General features: G+C 74.6%; 15 protein-coding genes and 1 pseudogene. 10 read left to right on the top strand and 6 right to left on the bottom strand.

The genetic code is table 11. From position 1 onward, the window contains the following. Window positions 1–85: 85 nt before the first annotated feature. Window positions 86–979, bottom strand: a complete 894-nt coding sequence (locus ABGB16_RS05520; protein ID WP_347666852.1) for a metallophosphoesterase — start codon at window positions 977–979, stop codon at window positions 86–88. A gap of 25 nt (window positions 980–1,004) precedes the next feature. Here ABGB16_RS05520 and ABGB16_RS05515 point away from each other — a divergent pair, with 25 nt between their 5' ends. After that, window positions 1,005–1,460 (top strand): GatB/YqeY domain-containing protein, encoded by a 456-nt coding sequence (locus ABGB16_RS05515; protein WP_347666851.1) that lies wholly within the window; start codon window positions 1,005–1,007, stop codon window positions 1,458–1,460. Between the two features lie 77 nt (window positions 1,461–1,537). Here the strand turns inward: ABGB16_RS05515 and ABGB16_RS05510 are convergent, their stop codons facing one another. Further along, window positions 1,538–3,991, bottom strand: coding sequence for a transglycosylase domain-containing protein (locus tag ABGB16_RS05510; RefSeq protein ID WP_347666850.1), 2,454 nt, complete (start codon window positions 3,989–3,991; stop codon window positions 1,538–1,540). A gap of 400 nt (window positions 3,992–4,391) precedes the next feature. Here ABGB16_RS05510 and ABGB16_RS05505 point away from each other — a divergent pair, with 400 nt between their 5' ends. Further along, window positions 4,392–4,712, top strand: a complete 321-nt coding sequence (locus tag ABGB16_RS05505) for a WhiB family transcriptional regulator (RefSeq protein WP_145773991.1) — start codon at window positions 4,392–4,394, stop codon at window positions 4,710–4,712. A 6-nt stretch (window positions 4,713–4,718) separates the two neighbouring features. On the opposite strand, the gene ABGB16_RS05500 is transcribed toward ABGB16_RS05505, so the two are convergent. The 3 genes and pseudogenes from ABGB16_RS05500 to ABGB16_RS05490 form a co-directional block, all read right to left on the bottom strand. Next, the gene (locus tag ABGB16_RS05500; RefSeq protein WP_347666849.1) at window positions 4,719–5,870 is read right to left on the bottom strand and encodes an ArsA-related P-loop ATPase; all 1,152 of its coding nucleotides are present in this window, start codon (window positions 5,868–5,870) and stop codon (window positions 4,719–4,721) included. A gap of 53 nt (window positions 5,871–5,923) precedes the next feature. Next, on the bottom strand, window positions 5,924–6,901 hold the full coding sequence (locus ABGB16_RS05495) for an ArsA-related P-loop ATPase (protein WP_347666848.1): 978 nt from the start codon (window positions 6,899–6,901) through the stop codon (window positions 5,924–5,926). Between the two features lie 83 nt (window positions 6,902–6,984). Next, window positions 6,985–7,437 (bottom strand): annotated as a pseudogene (locus tag ABGB16_RS05490) (hypothetical protein); the annotation flags it as partial. On the opposite strand from ABGB16_RS05490, the gene ABGB16_RS05485 reads away from it, so the two are divergent. The 8 genes from ABGB16_RS05485 (at window position 7,406) to ABGB16_RS05450 (ending at window position 16,280) form a co-directional block, all read left to right on the top strand. Beyond that, on the top strand, window positions 7,406–7,696 hold the full coding sequence (locus tag ABGB16_RS05485) for a hypothetical protein (protein ID WP_347666896.1): 291 nt from the start codon (window positions 7,406–7,408) through the stop codon (window positions 7,694–7,696). The pseudogene ABGB16_RS05490 and the gene ABGB16_RS05485 sit on opposite strands and share 32 nt — an antisense overlap. 606 nt (window positions 7,697–8,302) lie before the next feature. Then, a complete protein-coding gene (locus ABGB16_RS05480; protein ID WP_347666847.1) occupies window positions 8,303–8,773 on the top strand; it encodes a hypothetical protein in 471 nt (156 codons plus the stop codon). Between the two features lie 81 nt (window positions 8,774–8,854). Next, the gene (locus ABGB16_RS05475) at window positions 8,855–9,010 is read left to right on the top strand and encodes a DUF4177 domain-containing protein (protein ID WP_013736319.1); all 156 of its coding nucleotides are present in this window, start codon (window positions 8,855–8,857) and stop codon (window positions 9,008–9,010) included. A gap of 112 nt (window positions 9,011–9,122) precedes the next feature. Beyond that, window positions 9,123–9,584, top strand: coding sequence for a RidA family protein (locus ABGB16_RS05470; RefSeq protein WP_347666846.1), 462 nt, complete (start codon window positions 9,123–9,125; stop codon window positions 9,582–9,584). Window positions 9,585–9,707: 123 nt separating this feature from the next. Further along, window positions 9,708–10,505 (top strand): MBL fold metallo-hydrolase, encoded by a 798-nt coding sequence (locus ABGB16_RS05465; protein WP_347666845.1) that lies wholly within the window; start codon window positions 9,708–9,710, stop codon window positions 10,503–10,505. Then, window positions 10,502–14,119, top strand: coding sequence for an adenylate/guanylate cyclase domain-containing protein (locus ABGB16_RS05460; RefSeq protein ID WP_347666844.1), 3,618 nt, complete (start codon window positions 10,502–10,504; stop codon window positions 14,117–14,119). Before ABGB16_RS05465 ends, ABGB16_RS05460 begins: the two co-directional genes overlap by 4 nt. Before the next feature lie 103 nt (window positions 14,120–14,222). Next, window positions 14,223–14,660 (top strand): hypothetical protein, encoded by a 438-nt coding sequence (locus ABGB16_RS05455; RefSeq protein ID WP_347666843.1) that lies wholly within the window; start codon window positions 14,223–14,225, stop codon window positions 14,658–14,660. Window positions 14,661–14,690: 30 nt separating this feature from the next. Then, on the top strand, window positions 14,691–16,280 hold the full coding sequence (locus ABGB16_RS05450) for a serine/threonine-protein kinase (RefSeq protein WP_347666842.1): 1,590 nt from the start codon (window positions 14,691–14,693) through the stop codon (window positions 16,278–16,280). Here ABGB16_RS05450 and ABGB16_RS05445 read toward each other — a convergent pair. Continuing rightward, a complete protein-coding gene (locus ABGB16_RS05445; RefSeq protein WP_347666841.1) occupies window positions 16,267–16,611 on the bottom strand; it encodes a hypothetical protein in 345 nt (114 codons plus the stop codon). The genes ABGB16_RS05450 and ABGB16_RS05445 overlap by 14 nt on opposite strands. Between the last annotated feature and the right edge of the window lie 35 nt (window positions 16,612–16,646).

The raw sequence follows: 16,646 nt of genomic DNA, 5'->3' as shown, positions 1-16,646 counted from the left end.
GACGGGGCAGCTCCGTAGCGACGCACCTCACACCCGTCCCGCCCGCCAGGGCAGGCGGGACGGGCAGGGCGGGTGGGGGGACGGCTCAGCGCGGGATCAGCGTGAGGACGCTCGCCTCCGGGCGGCAGGCGAACCGGACCGGCGCGGTCGGGTGGGTGCCCAGGCCGGCCGAGACGTGCAGCCAGGAGCTGGAGCCCGGCCAGCGGTGCAGGCCCTTGGCCATCGACCGGGGCAGGCCGCAGTTGGTCACCAGCGCCCCGACACCGGGCACGCAGACCTGGCCGCCGTGGGTGTGGCCGGCGAGCAGCAGGGCGAACCCGTCCGCGGCCATCTCGTCGAGCACGGCCGGCTCGGGGGAGTGCGCAACGCCGATCGACAGCTCGGCGGAGGCGGACACCGGCCCGGCGACGGAGGGGTAGTCGTCGCGGGCGACGTGCGGGTCGTCGACCCCGACCAGCTCGACCAGCCGCCCGCCCGCCTTGAGCGTCGTCCGGGCGTTGTTCAGGTCGGCCCAGCCGGCGCCGGTGAAGACGTCGCGCAACTCCTCGTACGGCAGCTCCGCCCCCTCCCGGTACTCCCGGTCGGGCAGGAAGTAGCTGAACGGGTTCTTCAGCACCGGCCCGGTGTAGTCGTTGGAGCCGAACACGAACGCGCCGGGCAGATCCAGCAGCGGTTGCAGGGCCCGCAGCACGCCCGGCACCGCCCCGGGGTCGGCCATGTTGTCCCCGGTGACCACCACCAGGTCCGGATCGAGCGCCGCCAGCGACGCCACCCAGTCCTGCTTGCGCCGCTGCCCGGGCATCATGTGCAGGTCCGACAGGTGCAGGACGCGCAGCGGCTCGGTGTCGGCCGGTAGCACCGGCACGTCGAACCGGCGCAGGGTGAACATGTTGCGCTCGACGAGCGACGCGTACGCCAGGGCGGCCGCGCCGACCGCGGCGGTCCCCGCCGCGAGCCGGAATAGTGTGCGCTTTCGCATGGCGTTCAGGGTAGTTTGACCGTCCATGAGCACGCTGAAGGACCGTCTGACCGCCGACATGCGCGCCGCCCTCAAGGCGCGCGACGAGCTGACCACCTCCACGCTGCGGATGGCCCTCGCGGCCGTCGGCAACGCCGAGGTCGCCGGCAAGGAGAAGCGCGAGCTCGACGACGACGAGGTGCTGGCGGTGCTGACCAAGGAGGCGAAGAAGCGGCGCGAGGCCGCCACCGCCTTCGCCGACGCCGGTCGCGCCGAGCAGGCCGCGAAGGAGAGCGCCGAGGGCGACGTGCTGGAGCGTTACCTGCCGAAGCAGCTCTCCGACGACGAGCTGGCCGAGCTGGTCGCGGGGGCGCTCGCCGCGGGTGGGTTCAGCGGCAAGGCGCAGATGGGCCCGGCGATGAAGGCGGCCCAGGCCGCGGTGGCCGGCCGGGCCGAGGGGGGCCGCGTCGCCGCCGAGGTACGTCGCCAGCTCGGCCTCTGACGCTCTCGACGATGCCGTGACGTGAACGGGCGGGCACCCCGCAGGGGTACCCGCCCGTTCACGGATGGCCGGGTCGGTCAGCCTTGGCGACCCGGCCGGCCGCCGTTGCCGTTTCCGTTGCCGGTCCCGGGCACGTCGCCGGTGCCGTCGTTGACCGGCGGGTTGACCGGGTTGCCGCTGCCGCTGCTGACCTCGATGGTCACCACGCCGCCCTTGATGGTGCGCCCGGTCGGGCTGGTCCCGGCGGCCTTGCCGGCGGCGCAGCTCGACGGGACCCGGTTCGAGGCGACCACCGGCTGGAAGCCGGCGCCCCTGAGCCGGTTCTTCGCGGTCTCGATGTCCACGCACTTCACGTCGGGAATCGAGCGCTGGTCGCCCTCCATGATCTTGCCGCTGGGCGGGGTGAACTCGATGCCCGGCTTGCCCTTCATGGCGTCGCGCAGCGTCTCGTACACCGGCGGGTTGATGCCGGTCGGCTCGTTGTGACCCATCCTCTGGTTGGTCTGCGGCCAGTCCGGGTCGGCCTGGATGCCGGCCACCGAGTACTGCTTGGTCATCGCGACCAGGGCGGCGGTCTTCTCCGAGTCGGTGGTGCCGGACTTGCCGGCCACCGGCTTCCCGACGATTCCCCGCACGTTGCGGGCGGTGCCGCCCTTGCACCTCGAGGTCGAGGAGCGGTCGCCGACGGGGCAGCGGGCGGCGTCCACGGCCGCCCGGGCGACCTCGGTGCTGATCCGCTGCTCACAGCGCGGGTTGGCCACGTCGAGGGCCTTGCCGTCCGGGCCGACGATCTTCTGTACCGGGATCGGCTCGCAGTACTTGCCGTCCGCCGCCAGGGTGGCGTACGCGTTGGCCAGGTCGAGCGGGGTGGTGGCGGAGACGCCCAGCGTGAAGGCGCCCCACTGGTGCGCCGCCTCCTTGCTGTTGGCGAACTTCGCGTCCTCCGCGGAGCGGAACTGGATGCCCAGCTTCTGCGCCGCCTTGACGACGTTCTCCGCCCCCACCTGCTGCTGGAGCGGGACGAAGTAGGTGTTCACGGAGCTGCCGAACGCGCTCCACATGTTGTGCGGGCCGGCCATCGACTCCGAGGAGTTGGTCGGGCAGTAGAAGTGCGTGCCCGGGCAGGCCGCGGGACTGCTGCTGTCGATGATGTACTCGGACTTGAACTGCTTCGGCGAGTTGATCGTGTAGCTGAGCGGGATGCCCTTCTCCAGCGCGGCCACGATGGTGAAGATCTTGAACGTCGAGCCGGCCTGGTAGCCCTTGATGTCACCGCCGCCGCTGAACAGCGGGATCACCGTGTTCGGGACGTTGCCCCGGATCTTCTTCCTGGCCTTCCGCGGGTCGCTGGAGATCTTGTTCTGCGGGCGCTTCGGGTCGTCGATCTTGAAGTTCCGGTTGACGGAGAGCCCCCGCACCCGGCCCGTGCCCGGCTCGACGACCGCGACCATCCGGGCCGCCTTGCTGTTCACGCCGAGGTTCCTGCGGACGGCCTTGTCGCCCGCGTTCTGCGCCTGCACGTCGAGGGTGGTGGTGATGGTGTAGCCGCCGCTCTTGAGCCGCCGCTCCCGGTCGTACGTGGTGGAGCCGAACGTCTCCTGCTGCAACCACCAGCGGTAGAAGTAGTCGCAGAAGAAGCCCCACTCCTTCTTGTTGGTGGCGACGCAGCCGTTCGGGGTGGTCTTGTCCTTCACGACCAGCTTGGTGGCCTGGGCCGCCTCGCCCTCCTCCTTGGTGATGGCGCCGATCTCGACCATGTTCTTGATGACGTAGTTGCGCCGGTCGAGGGCGAGCGGGTACCCGGTCTTGGTGGTCGGGTCGTTGGTGCTCGGGGCCTTCACCATGCCCGCGAGCAGGGCGGCCTCGGCGATCGTGAGCTTGCTCGGCGGCTTGCCGAAGTAGACCTGGCTGGCGGCGTAGATGCCGTACGCGCCGTTGCCGAAGGAGGCGAGGTTCAGGTAGCGGTTGAGGATCTCGTCCTTGGAGAACTCCTTGTCGACCTGGAGTGCCAGCCGCATCTCGCGCAGCTTGCGGGCGCTGGTGTCCTCGGTCGCGGCGACCACGTCGGCGGGGTGGGTGGCCGAGTACGCGATGGCCAGCCGGACGTACTGCATCGTCAGCGTCGACGCCCCCTGCTGCGAGTTGGCGCCGGACTGGTTGTTGACGAACGCGCGGGCGATGCCGTTGAGGTCGACGCCGTTGTGCTTGTAGAAGTCGTGGTCCTCGGCGGCGATGATCGCCTTCTGCATGTACGGCGAGATGTCGGACAGCTTCACGTCCCGCCGGTTCTCGTCGTACATGGTCGCGAGCGGTGTCTTGCCGTCCGCCGCGAGCAGATAGCTGATCTGCGGCGCGCGGGCCACCGTCAGTTCCTTGGGCAGCGCGCCGAAGGTCTCGGCGCCGGCCTTCGCGGCCAGCCCGGACATCGCCACCGCGGGGAAGGCCGCCGCCGCGACCACCACGCCGGCCAACAGGCCACAGACGAGCAGCGATGCGGCGTTGGTCAGCAGATTGTGGTCACGTTTCCGCATCCAGGTCACCTCGACAGGGTACGCGAACAGGTCACGAGGGGCGCTGGGGCGTACTTTCCCCATTTCCTGCGCGCGCCCACCTCGTTGTGCTAAACGCACGAACCCCGGTACGTGGTTGCGTGGATCCGGCGCCGAGTCTCCACCGATCGGTGGGGCAGCGCAGCGTTTTCACGTACTCCGGCCGGGTAGACGGGGGCCGAAGGCCCGGGAAGCCGGGAGTGTCCGTAATGATGGATTTAGCCGACAACGTTGCGTAATCAGCCAACTACAGAGCATGATGATGGCGGCGACGGAGTCGCTGGTCGTCCGTGCCGCCCTGGGGAGGCCGGGCGGACGACCGGGGGGAATCGGCGGCTGGTCGCGCGACGTCGGTAGGTACTGCAAGGGGGGACGTGTACACATGGGCATGATCACTGACTGGCCGTCGCTGGCGGCGTGTCAGAACGGGGACCCGGACGCGCTGTTCGTACAGGGCGCTGAACAGAACGTGGCGAAGCGGATCTGCCGGAGCTGCCCAGTTCGGTACGAGTGCCTGGCCGACGCGCTCGACAACCGGATCGAGTTCGGAGTGTGGGGCGGCATGACCGAGCGGGAGCGCCGGGCCCTGCTGCGCCGTCACCCCCAGGTCGCCAGCTGGCGGAAGATGTTCGAGGCGGCGATGAAGAAGAACGCCAAGGACAACAAGCCCGGCAAGGACAAGGTCCTCGTCACCACCGGCTGACGCCGGTCACGGCCGGCTGACCGCCGCGCCGATCGTCCGCAGCCCGTCGACGTCGTGCACGTCGGCGGGCTGCGCCGTCACCGACACCGACGGCACCTGCGGGAACGCCTCGGTGAACCGGGCTGCCACCTGCCGCTCGCGTACCGCCTGCTGGGCCAGCGCGGCGTGGGCCCGCAGCACCTCGACGGTGCCCTCGTGCCCGCCGAGGTCGGTCAACCGCTGCGCGGCGGCCAGGCTCTCGGCCGCGTCCAGCGACCCCACGGCCGGCCGGTGCACCCGGTTGAGCACCAGGCCGGCCAGCGGCATCCGTTCCTCGCGCAGCCGGCCCGCGAAGTAGGCCGCCTCCCGGACCGCGTCCGGCTCCGGCGCCGCGACCAGCAGGAACGCCGTCTCCCGTGCCTGCAGGATCCGGTACGTCTGCTCGGCGCGCTGCCGGAAGCCGCCGAACATCGAGTCCAGCGCGGCCACGAAGCCGGACAGGTCGGTGAGCAGCTGGGCGCCGAGCACCTTCTGCACCACCCGCGAGAACATGCCGAAGCTGGCGGTGACGAGGCTGAACATGCTCCGCCCCCCGCTGCGCGCCGGGGCCAGCAGCAGTCGCAGCATCCGCCCGTCGAGGAACCGGGAGAGCCGGGCCGGCGCGTCCAGGAAGTCCAGCGCCGAGCGCGACGGCGGCGTGTCCACCACGATCAGGTCCCACTCGCCGCGCGCGTGCAGCTGCCCGAGCTTCTCCATCGCCATGTACTCCTGCGTGCCCGCGAAGGTCGAGCTCATGGCCTGGTAGAAGGGGTTGGCGAAGATCTCCGCCGCCTTCGCCGGGTCGGTGTGCTGGAGCACCACGTCGTCGAAGGTGCGCTTCATGTCGAGCATCATGGCGTGCAACTCGCCGCCGCCGGCCTCGGCGTCGATGCCCTTGACCTGCCGGGGCGTGTTGTCCAGCTCGGTCAGGCCGAGCGACTGGGCCAGCCGGCGGGCCGGGTCGATCGTCAGCACCACCGTCCGGCGGCCGTGCTGCTCGGCGGCCCGCAGCGCGAGCGCCGCGGCGGTGGTCGTCTTGCCCACCCCGCCCGCCCCGCAGCAGACCACGATCCGTACGCCCGGGTCGGCGAGGATCTGGTCGACGTCCAGCTGCGGCGCCGCGTCTTCGGAAGGCACCAATCGAGCGTATCGGGCTCCCGGGCCTCGCTGTGCCGTGCCGGCGCCAGTGTGAGTCAATCCGCCCGGACGAGCGCCCGCGCCAGCGTCTCCAGGCCCGCCCGGTCCACCCCGCCGGGCAGCAACGGCAACTCGGTCAGCGGCAGCCCCAGCTCCACCAGGTCGGCCCGGAGCGAGTCCTCCAGCTCCCGGCGGATCAGCTGGTCGCGCGCCTCCCCGGCGAGCCCGGCGACGGTCGCCCGGTCCGCCGGCAGGCCCGCCGCGAGCAGCCCGCGCCGCAGCTCGGCCGAGCTCACCGCCCGCCCCGCCGGCAGCGGCGGCCGGGTCGCGTTGACGACCACCCGCCCCACCGGGAAGCCGAGCTGGGTCAGCTCGGCGATCGCGTCCACCGTCTCCTGGACCGGCATCTCCTCGAGCAGCGTCACCACGTGCACGGCGGTGATCGGGGAGCGCAGCAGCGCGGCGACCCCCTCGCTCTGCGTCTTGATCGGGCCGACCTTGGCCAGCCGGGCGGCCTCCGCGGTGACGTTGAGGAACCGGCCGATCCGCCCGGTCGGCGGCGCGTCGAGGACCACCGCGTCGTACGCCCGGCGCGGGCCGGCCGTACGGGTGGTGGCCTCCTTGACCTTGCCGGTGAGCAGCACGTCCCGCAGGCCGGGGGCGATGGTGGTGGCGAAGTCGATCGCGCCGAACTTGCGCAGTGCCCGGCCGGCCGCGCCGAGCTTGTAGAACATGTCGAGGTACTCCAGCAGGGCCTCCTCGGCGTCCACCGCCAGGGCCCGCACCTCCCCGCCGCCGGGGGCGTCGGTGAGGTGCCGCTCCTCGTACGGCAGCGGATCGGTGCCGAAGAGCTGGGCGATGCCCTGCCGCCCCTCGACCTCGACCAGCAGGGTGCGCCGGCCGTCGGCGGCCAGCGCCAACGCCAGGGCCGCCGCCACGCTGGTCTTGCCCGTGCCGCCCTTGCCGGTCACCACGTGGAGCCGGGCCGTCCACTCCGTACCGGCCGGGTCGGCCGGCCGCTCAGCTGCTCGCACCCGTCGAGCCTATCCACCCGACCGCGTCCCCGGCGGCGGCCGCCGCGGCCGGTCACGACCGGCGCGCGGCGGCTCCGCCCGGGTCAGGCGATCTCGCAGACCCACCAGCCGGTCTGCTGCACGACCGTGAAGCGCAGGTCCTGCTCGGCCACCTTCTCGTCGGAGGTGGTCATGGTCACCTTGGTGGTGACGGTCGCCCGGTCGTCGGTCTGGTTGTCCACCTTGGGAGCGGTCCACCGGAACCGGGCGCCCTCGTGCTCCTCGGCGTACCGCTTGACCTCGGCCACCTTCGCCGCGATCTGCTTGTCGTCCCGCGCGGCGGAGCAGACGTGGCCGGCCGCCTTCTTCGCGTCCCGCTCCTGGTAGACGGCGGCGAGGAAGTTCTGCACCGCGGCGGTCGGCTCCTTCGCGCCCTCCCCGCTCTCGACGGTGCGCAGGGTCAGGAACGCGGCGACGCCCCCGCCGCCGCAGAGCACGACGGCCAGGGCGAGCACGATCGAGGCGATGAGCACAGCCCGCTTCTTCCGCGGCTGGGCCGGTGCCGGTGCCGGGTACGGCGGGTATCCCGGCGGCACGGCTCCCGGCGCGCCGGGCTGCGGCGGGCCCGCCTGGGGAAAGCCCGCCTGGGGAAAGCCCGCCTGGGGCCCGCCGGGCTGGGGCGCGTTGAGCTGCGGCCCGCCGGGCTGGGGCGCGCCAGGCAGTAGGGCACCCGGCTGCGGCCCGGCGGGCGGTGGCGCGTGGACCGGGGCGCCGGGCGGCGGCGCGGCGAACGGCCCGGCGGGCGGTGGCGCGTGAACCGGGCCGGGGGACGGCTGACCACCGTGGATGGCCGGGGCGCCGCCGAAGCCCGGAGCGGCCGGGTGGGGGGCGGCGGGACCCGGGGCGACCGGGCCGCCCGGGAAGGTGCCCGGCGGACCGGGGGGAACCGGGGAGCCCGCGGGAGCGCCCGGCGGAGCCGGGGGAACCGGGCTGCCGAACGGTTCCGGGGCGCGGTCGCCGATGGGCGGGTCGCCGGGCGATCCGGTGGCGCCGCCGTTGGGTGGTTGGGTCATGTCGGTCCCCCGGGGGTGCGGCGCGTCGACGTCCGCACCGGACGCGACGGGCTGGTCGGACGAAGGGGGCCGTCCTGCGCGCCCCTTCGACGGGAAGGGTAGCGGTGAACCGCCGCCCGGGGTGGTCCCCGGGCCGGCCGCGCCGACGGTGGATCGCGCGAGCGCGCCCGGTGCCGTCGGGTGCCGGACTGGCGAAGTGTCACATATGTGACTTCGCGTAGCCTTCCATGCGCGCCCTGTTGTTCCGGTCCGGCATCGGTCCTACGTTGTGGCCGGCGTGCGGGTGCGGACCGGACGGATGGTCCGAGCCTGATGGCGACCTGATCAGGCGAGAGGCCGGAGGCAGTGCATGCGCGACACGGACAACATCTCCCGAGCCCAGTTTCCACCCGTCGGTAGCGCCAGCCGGAGCCGGCGCACCCCCTCCGTCGACGAGGAGGGCCCGGCCACCGGCCAGCCGGCCGAGCGGTCGTACCCGGTCAACGAGCGGTCGTACCGGCGGTTCGCCGACCAGGGCGAGGCGCTGCGCGTGCTGAGCCGACCGGCCGAGCGGTCCACGGACGACGAGGGGCCCGGCTACGTCATCCACCTGCCGATCCGGGTCGCGGACCTGGCGGCGGCCACCGCGCTGGCCGGCACGGTCGCGGTCTCGCTGGGCTTCCTGCGCGAGCTGGACGCCGGGGAGACCACCGTCTCCACCGCCGACGACCAGAACAACCGCCACCGCGTCTTCTGCGACCTGCTGATGCCGGACCGGTCCCGCTGTCCCCAGCCGTACGACCACGAGGGTGCCTGCGGGGAACCACCGGCCGCCCGGTGAGCGGCGTCCCGCGTCGGACGGCGGGCGCCGGATCGTAGGCTGTGCCCGGTAACTCGTCGCCTCCTAGGGAGCCCTGCGCCGATGCAGAAGTGGGAATACGCCACCGTCCCGCTGCTGGTCCACGCGACCAAGCAGATCCTCGACAACTGGGGTGAGGACGGCTGGGAACTCGTCTCCGTGGTCCCCGGTCCCAACCCGGAACAGCTCGTCGCGTACCTGAAGCGGCCGAAGGCATGAGCGGCACGAGCGGACGAAGCGAGGTGGCGGGCATGAGCGAGCGGAGTGAGCGAATCATCAGGTCCGGCGCGAAGTCAGCTCATGACGACGCCGAGCGGAGCGAGGTGGCGGCATGAGTAACGGACCGCACGCGAAGCTCGCCGAACTCGGGCTCGAACTGCCCGAGGTGGTGCCCCCGGTGGCCAGCTACGTGCCGGCCGTCCAGTCCGGGCAGCACGTCTACGTCTCCGGTCAGCTGCCGATGGCGCAGGGCAAGCTGCTCGCCACCGGCAAGGTCGGCGCCGGGGTCTCCGCCGAGCAGGCCAAGGACCTGGCCGCGCGGTGCGCGTTGAACGCCCTCGCCGCCGTGGACGCGCTGGTCGGCCTGGAGAACGTGGTCAAGATCGTCAAGGTGGCCGGCTTCGTCGCGAGCGCGCCCGGGTTCACCGGCCAGCCGGCCGTGATCAACGGCGCGTCCGACCTGTTCGGGGCCGTCTTCGGCGAGGCCGGCCGGCACGCCCGCTCCGCGGTCGGCGTCGCCGAGCTCCCCCTGGACGCCCCGGTCGAGCTCGAACTGATCGTCGAGGTCGCCTGATTCCCGTCCCGTGCCCCGCGGTCCTGCGGTGGCGGCCCGGGCGAAAGCCGTGAACGGGCACATACCAGGGGCCGGAACTGCAAGATCGCGGGGAGTGGCGGTCGGGGTCGTACGATCGCTGGCATGACCGGGCACATCACGGGAGCCGTGGCGGCGCTGGCTGACCAGCTGCCGGAGTGGGTGACGCTGCTGCGCGCGCCAAACCCGGGACCGATGACCCTCGACGGCACCAACACCTGGGTGCTGCGGTCCGGGCCCGGCGAGCCGGCGGTCGTGGTCGACCCGGGGCCCGCCGACGACGGCCACCTGGCCGCGATCGCGGCGCACGGCCCGGTCGCCGCGGTGCTGATCACCCACGGGCACCCGGACCACACCGAGGGCTCGCCCCGGCTGCGCGAGCTGCTCGGCGGCGCGCCCGTGCGGGCCGTCGACCCCGCGCACTGCCACGGCGGCGCGCCGCTCGACGCGAACGCCCCGCTCGACCAGGCCGGCCTCGCCGTCACCGCGGTTCCCGCCCCCGGGCACACCGCCGACTCGGTCTGCTTCCTGGTCGCGCGCGGCGACGAGCGGGTCGTGCTGACCGGCGACACGATCCTGGGCCGGGGCACCACCGTGGTGGCCCACCCCGACGGCCACCTCGGCGACTATCTGGCCAGCCTGGAGCTGCTCTCGACGTACCGGGGGGTGCCGGCGCTGCCCGGGCACGGCCCGGCGCTGGCCGACTGCGGCGTCGCCGCCGAGTTCTACCTCGCCCACCGCCGGGCCCGGCTCGACCAGGTCCGGCAGGCCGTCGCCGAGGGGGCGACCACGGCCGGCGAGGTGGTGGCCAAGGTGTACGCCGACGTGGACCGTTCGCTCTGGTGGGCCGCCGAGTGGTCGGTGCGGGCCCAGCTGGAGTACCTCGGGGTGGAGCGGCCGTGACCTGCCCGGTGTGCGGGACGGTCGCCGTGCCCGGCGCCCGGTTCTGCCACAACTGCGGCGCCGCCCTGCCGGCCGCCGCCACCCTGCCCGCCGCCGAGCGGCGGGTGGTCACCGTGCTCTTCGGCGACCTGTCCGACTTCACCTCCTGGTCCGAGGACCTCGACCCGGAACGGGTCGGCGCGGTCACCGACCGGGTGCTCGCCGCCCTCGCCGGCGCGGTCAAGACGTTCGGCGGGCACGTCGACAAGCTGACCGGCGACGGGATCATGGCGGTCTTCGGCGCGCCGGTCGCGCACGAGGACGACGCCGAGCGGGCCGTCCGCGCCGCGCTGTCCATGCAGCGCGCGGTGCGCCGGGTGCTCGACGACGAGCGCGGCGGCGGCGCGCCGCTGGGCCTGCGGGTCGGGCTGAACACCGGGGACGTGATCGCCGGCATCCAGGCGGCGATCGAGTACACGGTCATCGGCGACACGGTGAACACCGCCGCCCGGCTCGCCGACGCCGCCGCCGTCGGCGCGGTCTACGCTGGCGCCCGCACCTCGGCGGCCACCCGGCACGTGGCCTCCTGGCGGGCGTTGCGGCCGTTGCGTCTCAAGGGCAAGCGCGAGCCGGTCGAGGCGTACGAGCTGCTCGGGCTGCTGGACGCCCCGGGCACCCGGTCGGGCCTGGGCGACGAGGCGCCGTTCGTCGGCCGGGAGACCGAGATCGGCCGGGTCGCCGGCCGGCTCGCCGAGGTGATCGACCGGGCGGAACCGCGGGTGCTGCTGATGACCGCCGAGGCGGGGATCGGCAAGTCCCGGTTCGCCGCCGAGGTGGAACGGCTCGCCGCCGGCTACGACGTCGGCGCCGGCCGGTACGCCGCGCACAGCGGCGCCCGGGTGCTCTCGGTGCGCTGCGCCGCGTTCGGCGAGCGTCGCCGGCTCGCCCCGCTGGCCGACCTGGTCCGGGCCGCCGTCGGCCTGCCCAACGACCCGGCCACCGCGCTGACCCGGCCGGCCGTCGAGGAGCGCCTGCGCCGGCTCAACCAGCGCCTCGGCCGGCTGCGCGACGACCCCGCGCCGGTCGCCGCCGACCAGCTGCTGGCCCTGCTCGGGTACGCCGAGCTGCCCGGCGCCGGCCCGGCCGACCAGGGCGAGTGGGCCGGCGCCCAGCCGCCCGCCGACGCGGAGGCCGTGCCGAACGCGGTGGCCGCCCTGCTCACCGCCATGGCCGGCGAGGCGCCGCTGGTGATCGTCGTCGACGACCTGCACGACGCGACCGCCGAGACCATCAAGGCGCTCGCGCTGACCCTCAACCGCCTCGCCGGGCCGGTCCTGGTGCTGCTGCTGGGCCGCCCCGAGCTGGTCCGCACGGCCGGGGCGCTCACCCGGGTCTCGGAGGCCGAGGTGCACGCCCTGCCCCCGCTGCGCGGTGCCGACGCGGCGCGGCTGCTCACCAGCTACCTCGGTGGCGGGAAGCTGCCGCAGGCCGACGCCGACCGGCTGCTCGCCACCGCCCAGGGCAACCCGTTCTACCTGGCCGAGCTGGTCACCCTGCTGATGGAGCGGGGCGCGCTGACCGTCGGCCCGGAGCGGGGCGGGTCGGGTGGCGCCACCTGGCGGCTCGCCCCCGGCTCGCTCGGCAGCCGGCTGCTCTCCCGCGACCTCGCCGCCGTGCTCGCGGCGCGCATCGACGCGCTGCCGGCGGACGCCCGGTCGGTGCTGCGGGACGCCGCCGTCGTCGGCGACACCGTACCGGGCGGGGCCCTGACGGCGCTGCGCGAGCAGCGAGCCGGGCGGGACGGCCGGCCCGCCGCCGTGGTGGCCGTCGAACTCGAACGGGCCGTCGAGGAGCTGCTGCAACGCCGGATGCTGCACCGCACCCGTGCCGGGTACGCCTTCGCCACCCCGCTGATGCGGGAGGCGGCGTACTCCGGGGTGAGCAAGGCCGAGCTGGCCGAGCGGCACGCCGCGCTGGCCCGCTGGGCGGCGCCCGGCGAGCCGGGCGGGCCGGCCGCCCCGGGCGGGTTCGGCGACGCCGCCCGGGACGCGTTCGTCGCCGAGCACGTCGAGCGGGCGACCGCCCTCGCCGACGCCGTGAAGCTGCGCCCGGACGCGCCGGCCCGCACGGTCGGCCCGCTGGGGGTGGCCGCGCTGGGCCGGGCCGCCCGCCGCTCGCTGCAGGCCGGGGAGCCGGCCGCCGCCGTCGAGTACGCCGAGCGCGCCACCGAGCTGGCCCGCGGCGCGGTCCCGGCGGCGCTGCGGGTGCTGCACGCCCGCGCCCTGCTCCAGGTCGGCCGGGCGGCCGACGCGCTCGCGTACGCCGAGAAGATCGCCGCCAACGCGGGGGACGAGGCGGGCACCCGGGCCAGCGCCCTGCTGCTGGCCGGGCAGGCCCACCAGACGCTGGGCGACCAGGCCCGGGCGACGACCTGCTGGCAGGAGGCGTTGCAGGTGGCCACGGCCGGCGAACTGCCGAACCTGCGCGCCTCGGCGATGCGCCGGCTCGGCATGGCCGACTTCATCGCCGGCCGGTTGAGCCAGGCGAGCAGCCGGCTCGCGGCGTCGTACCAGGTCAGCCTCACGTCGCAGGACCGGCGCGGGCAGGCGTGGTCGTTGCAGAACCTGGCCTGGGTCACCACCACGCGGGGCGACTTCGCCGGTACGGACGCCGTGCTCGGCCGGGCCGCCCGGCTCTTCGCCGAGCTGAAGGACCCGTACGGGCGGGCGTGGCTGCGCGGCACCACCGCGTTCGCCCGGCTGCTCGCCGGCCGGCTGCGGGAGGCGTGCCGGATGGCGCGGGTGTTCCTGCCGTTCGGCGAGCGGGTCGGCGAGGCGTGGGCGGTCGGCACGTTGCGCGCGGTCGAGGCGTTCGCCGCCGCCGAGCTGGGCGAGCTGGCCGAGGCCGACCGGGCGGCCCGCCGGGCGTACCGGGACTTCGCCGCGGTCTCCGACGACTGGGGGCAGGGCTTCGCCCTGGTGGTGCGCGGGGCGGTCGCCCGGGGGCTGGGCGAGCCGGAACACGCCGCCGACCTGCTCACCGACGCGGTGTCGTACGCCGAGCGGACCTCGCACCCGCTGCTCACCGGGATGGCCGGCACGCTGCGCGGCTTCGTGGCGCTGGACCTGGGCGACCACTCCACGGCCGAGCGGGCGGCCCGGGCGGTGCTGACCGCCGTCGAGCCGCACAACCCGCAGGCGCCCGTCCAGGTGGGCCCGCGGGTGCTGCTGGCCACCGCCCGGCTGGCCGCCGGTGACCCGGCCACCGCCGTCGGGCTGCTGGCCCCGGTGGCCACCGCCGCCGCCAACGCGCCGTCGATGCTCTTCTCCCGCCGCCAGACCATGGCCCGGTACGCCGAGGCGCTGCTCGCGCACGGCCAGCGCGAGCAGGCCCTCGACTGGGCCCGGCGGGCCGTCGCGGCCCCGGCCGAGGACGTGCGCAGCCAGGTGATCGCGGCGAGCGTGCTGGCCGAGGCGCTCGCCGCCGACGGCCGCTTCGCCGAGGCGCTGGCGAGCGTGGACGAGGCGGTCCGCCTGGCGTACGCGACGGAGCAGCGCAGCGAGCGGGCCGCGGCGGACGCGCTGCGGGACCGGCTGGCGGCGACGGCCGACCCGGGCGGGCGCGCCGCGTCCTGAGTCTGCCGGTTCCGCCGATGCGGACATCCTTCGCAGCCGTTACCGTGTCAGGTCCGCCACGGCGTCCGCTGCGGTGGCCCGTGCCGGACACCGGGAGGACGTGATGAGGCTGCCGCGCTCCAGCGCCGGCTGGACGATCGCGGTCTTCGGCGTCCTGGCGCTGCTGATGGGCGCGCTCGGGCTGCTCTGGCCCGAGGCGCAGCTGCGGCTGCTCGGCTTCGAGGTGCCGGATCGCCGCGCGGCCGGCGACTACACGGGCACGTTCCTGACCGCGTCCGCCATGGCGTCGTTCAACATGGGGGTCTACTACCTGCTGGCGACGGCCACCGAGTGGCGGCCGTTCTACCGGTTCGCGGTTTTCTTCCGGTTGGTCGCGTGTGTCGTCTTCACCATCGTGGTGCTGGCCGAGGTGGCACCGGCCGGGTTCCTGGCGGTGGCCGCCTGGGAGGGCGTCGGGGCGCTGGCCACCGCCCTCGCGTTGCGCTGGGACGCCCGCCGCGCCGCGGTGCCGGCCGGTCCGCCCGCGAATGCGGACCACTGAGTTCCCGGGCTGATTGGGTATTTTCGAGCCGTGACCGACACCCCGCCCGGCGCCCTGCGGCTGCCCATTGTGCCTGGTCTGACCGATTTGCAGGTCTTTGCCCGGGGTGGTCATGCCACCGTCTACCGCGCCACCCAGATCTCCGTGGGGCGTGAGGTCGCGGTCAAGATCGAGAATCGCACGCTCGACAACGAGCGCGACCAGGCCAGGTTCCTGCGCGAGGCGCGGGCCGCCGGGAAGATGTCGTCCCACCCGCACGTCGTGGACCTGTTCGACGTCGGGGTCACCGTCGACCGGCACCCGTACCTGATCATGGAACTCTGCGACGGGTCGTACGCCGAGCGGATGCGCACCTCGCCGCTGGGCCCGGCGGAGACCCGCGACCTCGGGGTGAAGATCGCCGACGCGCTGGCCCACTCCCACGCGAACGGGGTGCTGCACCGCGACGTCAAGCCCGCCAACATCCTGTACTCCCAGTTCAACCCGGCGGTGCTGGCCGACTTCGGGCTCGCCGTGCTGGCCGAGGTGCGCGACGCGTCGGTGACCCTGGAGGTGCTGACCCCGGCGTACGCGCCGCCCGAGATGTTCAACCACAGCCCGCCGTCGCCCGCGGTGGACATCTACGCGCTCTGCGCCACCCTCTACGCGGTGATGCACGGCCGGCCGCCGCGCTGGCAGTCCGATCGCAATCCCAGCCTGGTCACCGTCCTGGAGATGTTCCACCAGCCGATCCCCGGGCTGCCCGGCGTGCCGGACGAACTTGTCGACGTGCTCCGCCGGGGCATGTCCAACGACCCGGGGGAACGACCGTCGGCGGTGGAGCTGCGCGGGCTGCTCGCCGGCCTGCCGCTGGACCCGGTGAGCGCGCCCGTCAGCGGCGCCCCGGTCTCCGGCGGTCCGACGGCGGGCGGCCCGGCCTCCGGCGGCTCGTCGGGGTCGGCGAGCGGCACCGGCAGCCCGTCCACGTCCGGCGGCCTGTACGGCACGGGCCAGTCCGGCCGCCCGGTGCCGCGTCCCCCGGTCGAGGACGGCCACCCCACCGTGCCCACCCCGCGCCGGCGGTGGCGGCGGCGGTGGTTCCTCGGCGGCGCCGGGGTGCTCGCCCTGGCCGCCTCGGCCAGCGCCGGCGCCTGGGTCGCGAGCGGCGCCGCGCCCGTCACGCCGACGCCCACGCCGGTGGCCAGCGCGGCCGGCACCTCCCCGGCCGCCCGCTGGGGCACCCTGCCCGGGTGCGTGGCCGGCTCGCCGGGGGCGAAGGCCCTGCCGGCGGGCGCGTTCTGCGCCGCCGAACTGGAGTGCTTCGGGCCGATCCGGGTGCGCGGCAGCCGGGCCGAGGCGCCGCGGCTGCCCTGCGACGGGCGGCACACCTGGGAGACGTACGCCGAGGGCGAGCTGCCCGCCGCCCTGGTCGGCGCGGGACACGACGAGGTGACCGCCGACCCGGCGGTGCGCAAGGTCTGCAATCCCGTGACGTTCCGGCTGACCAGCGGGATCCCGTACACCAGCGGCTGGCACCTGGAGGTCCTGCCGCCGCCGGAGTCCGACCCGCAGCGGACCTACCGTTGCCTGGCCGGGCGCGGGGTCGACCGGCTGTACGAGCCCACCCTCACCGGTCGCTGAGCCCGTTCGCGCGGCGGCGCTCCTCGACCGCGCGCAGCGCGTCCCGGCTGTCCAGCGCCTCCACGGTGTCGGCGTCCACGCCGCCGCTGACCGGTTGGCCCGGCCCCTTCGTCGACTCCGGGCCGGTGTCCCGGCCCGCCTCCTCGCGGCGCTGCCGGACGTCCGTCGCCGCCACTCCGGCGATCATCGCCAGCAGGACGCAGAGCAGGGCGAGGACCACGGAGACCATGCTGCTCGGGCGCCACGCGAGCAGCGTCACCACCAGGGACGCCGCCGCCAGCGCCGCGGCGACCGCCACGGCGAGCGCGGTGGGCCGAGGGATTCGAGTCACCCGTCAAGGATGGCGCGCCTGTCAACCCGCCGGTG

This window comes from Micromonospora sp. B11E3, from assembly GCF_039871625.1.
GTDB lineage: Bacteria > Actinomycetota > Actinomycetes > Mycobacteriales > Micromonosporaceae > Micromonospora.
Note: the sequence above shows the minus strand (reverse complement) of the source record. Positions and strands in the feature narration are given on the sequence as shown.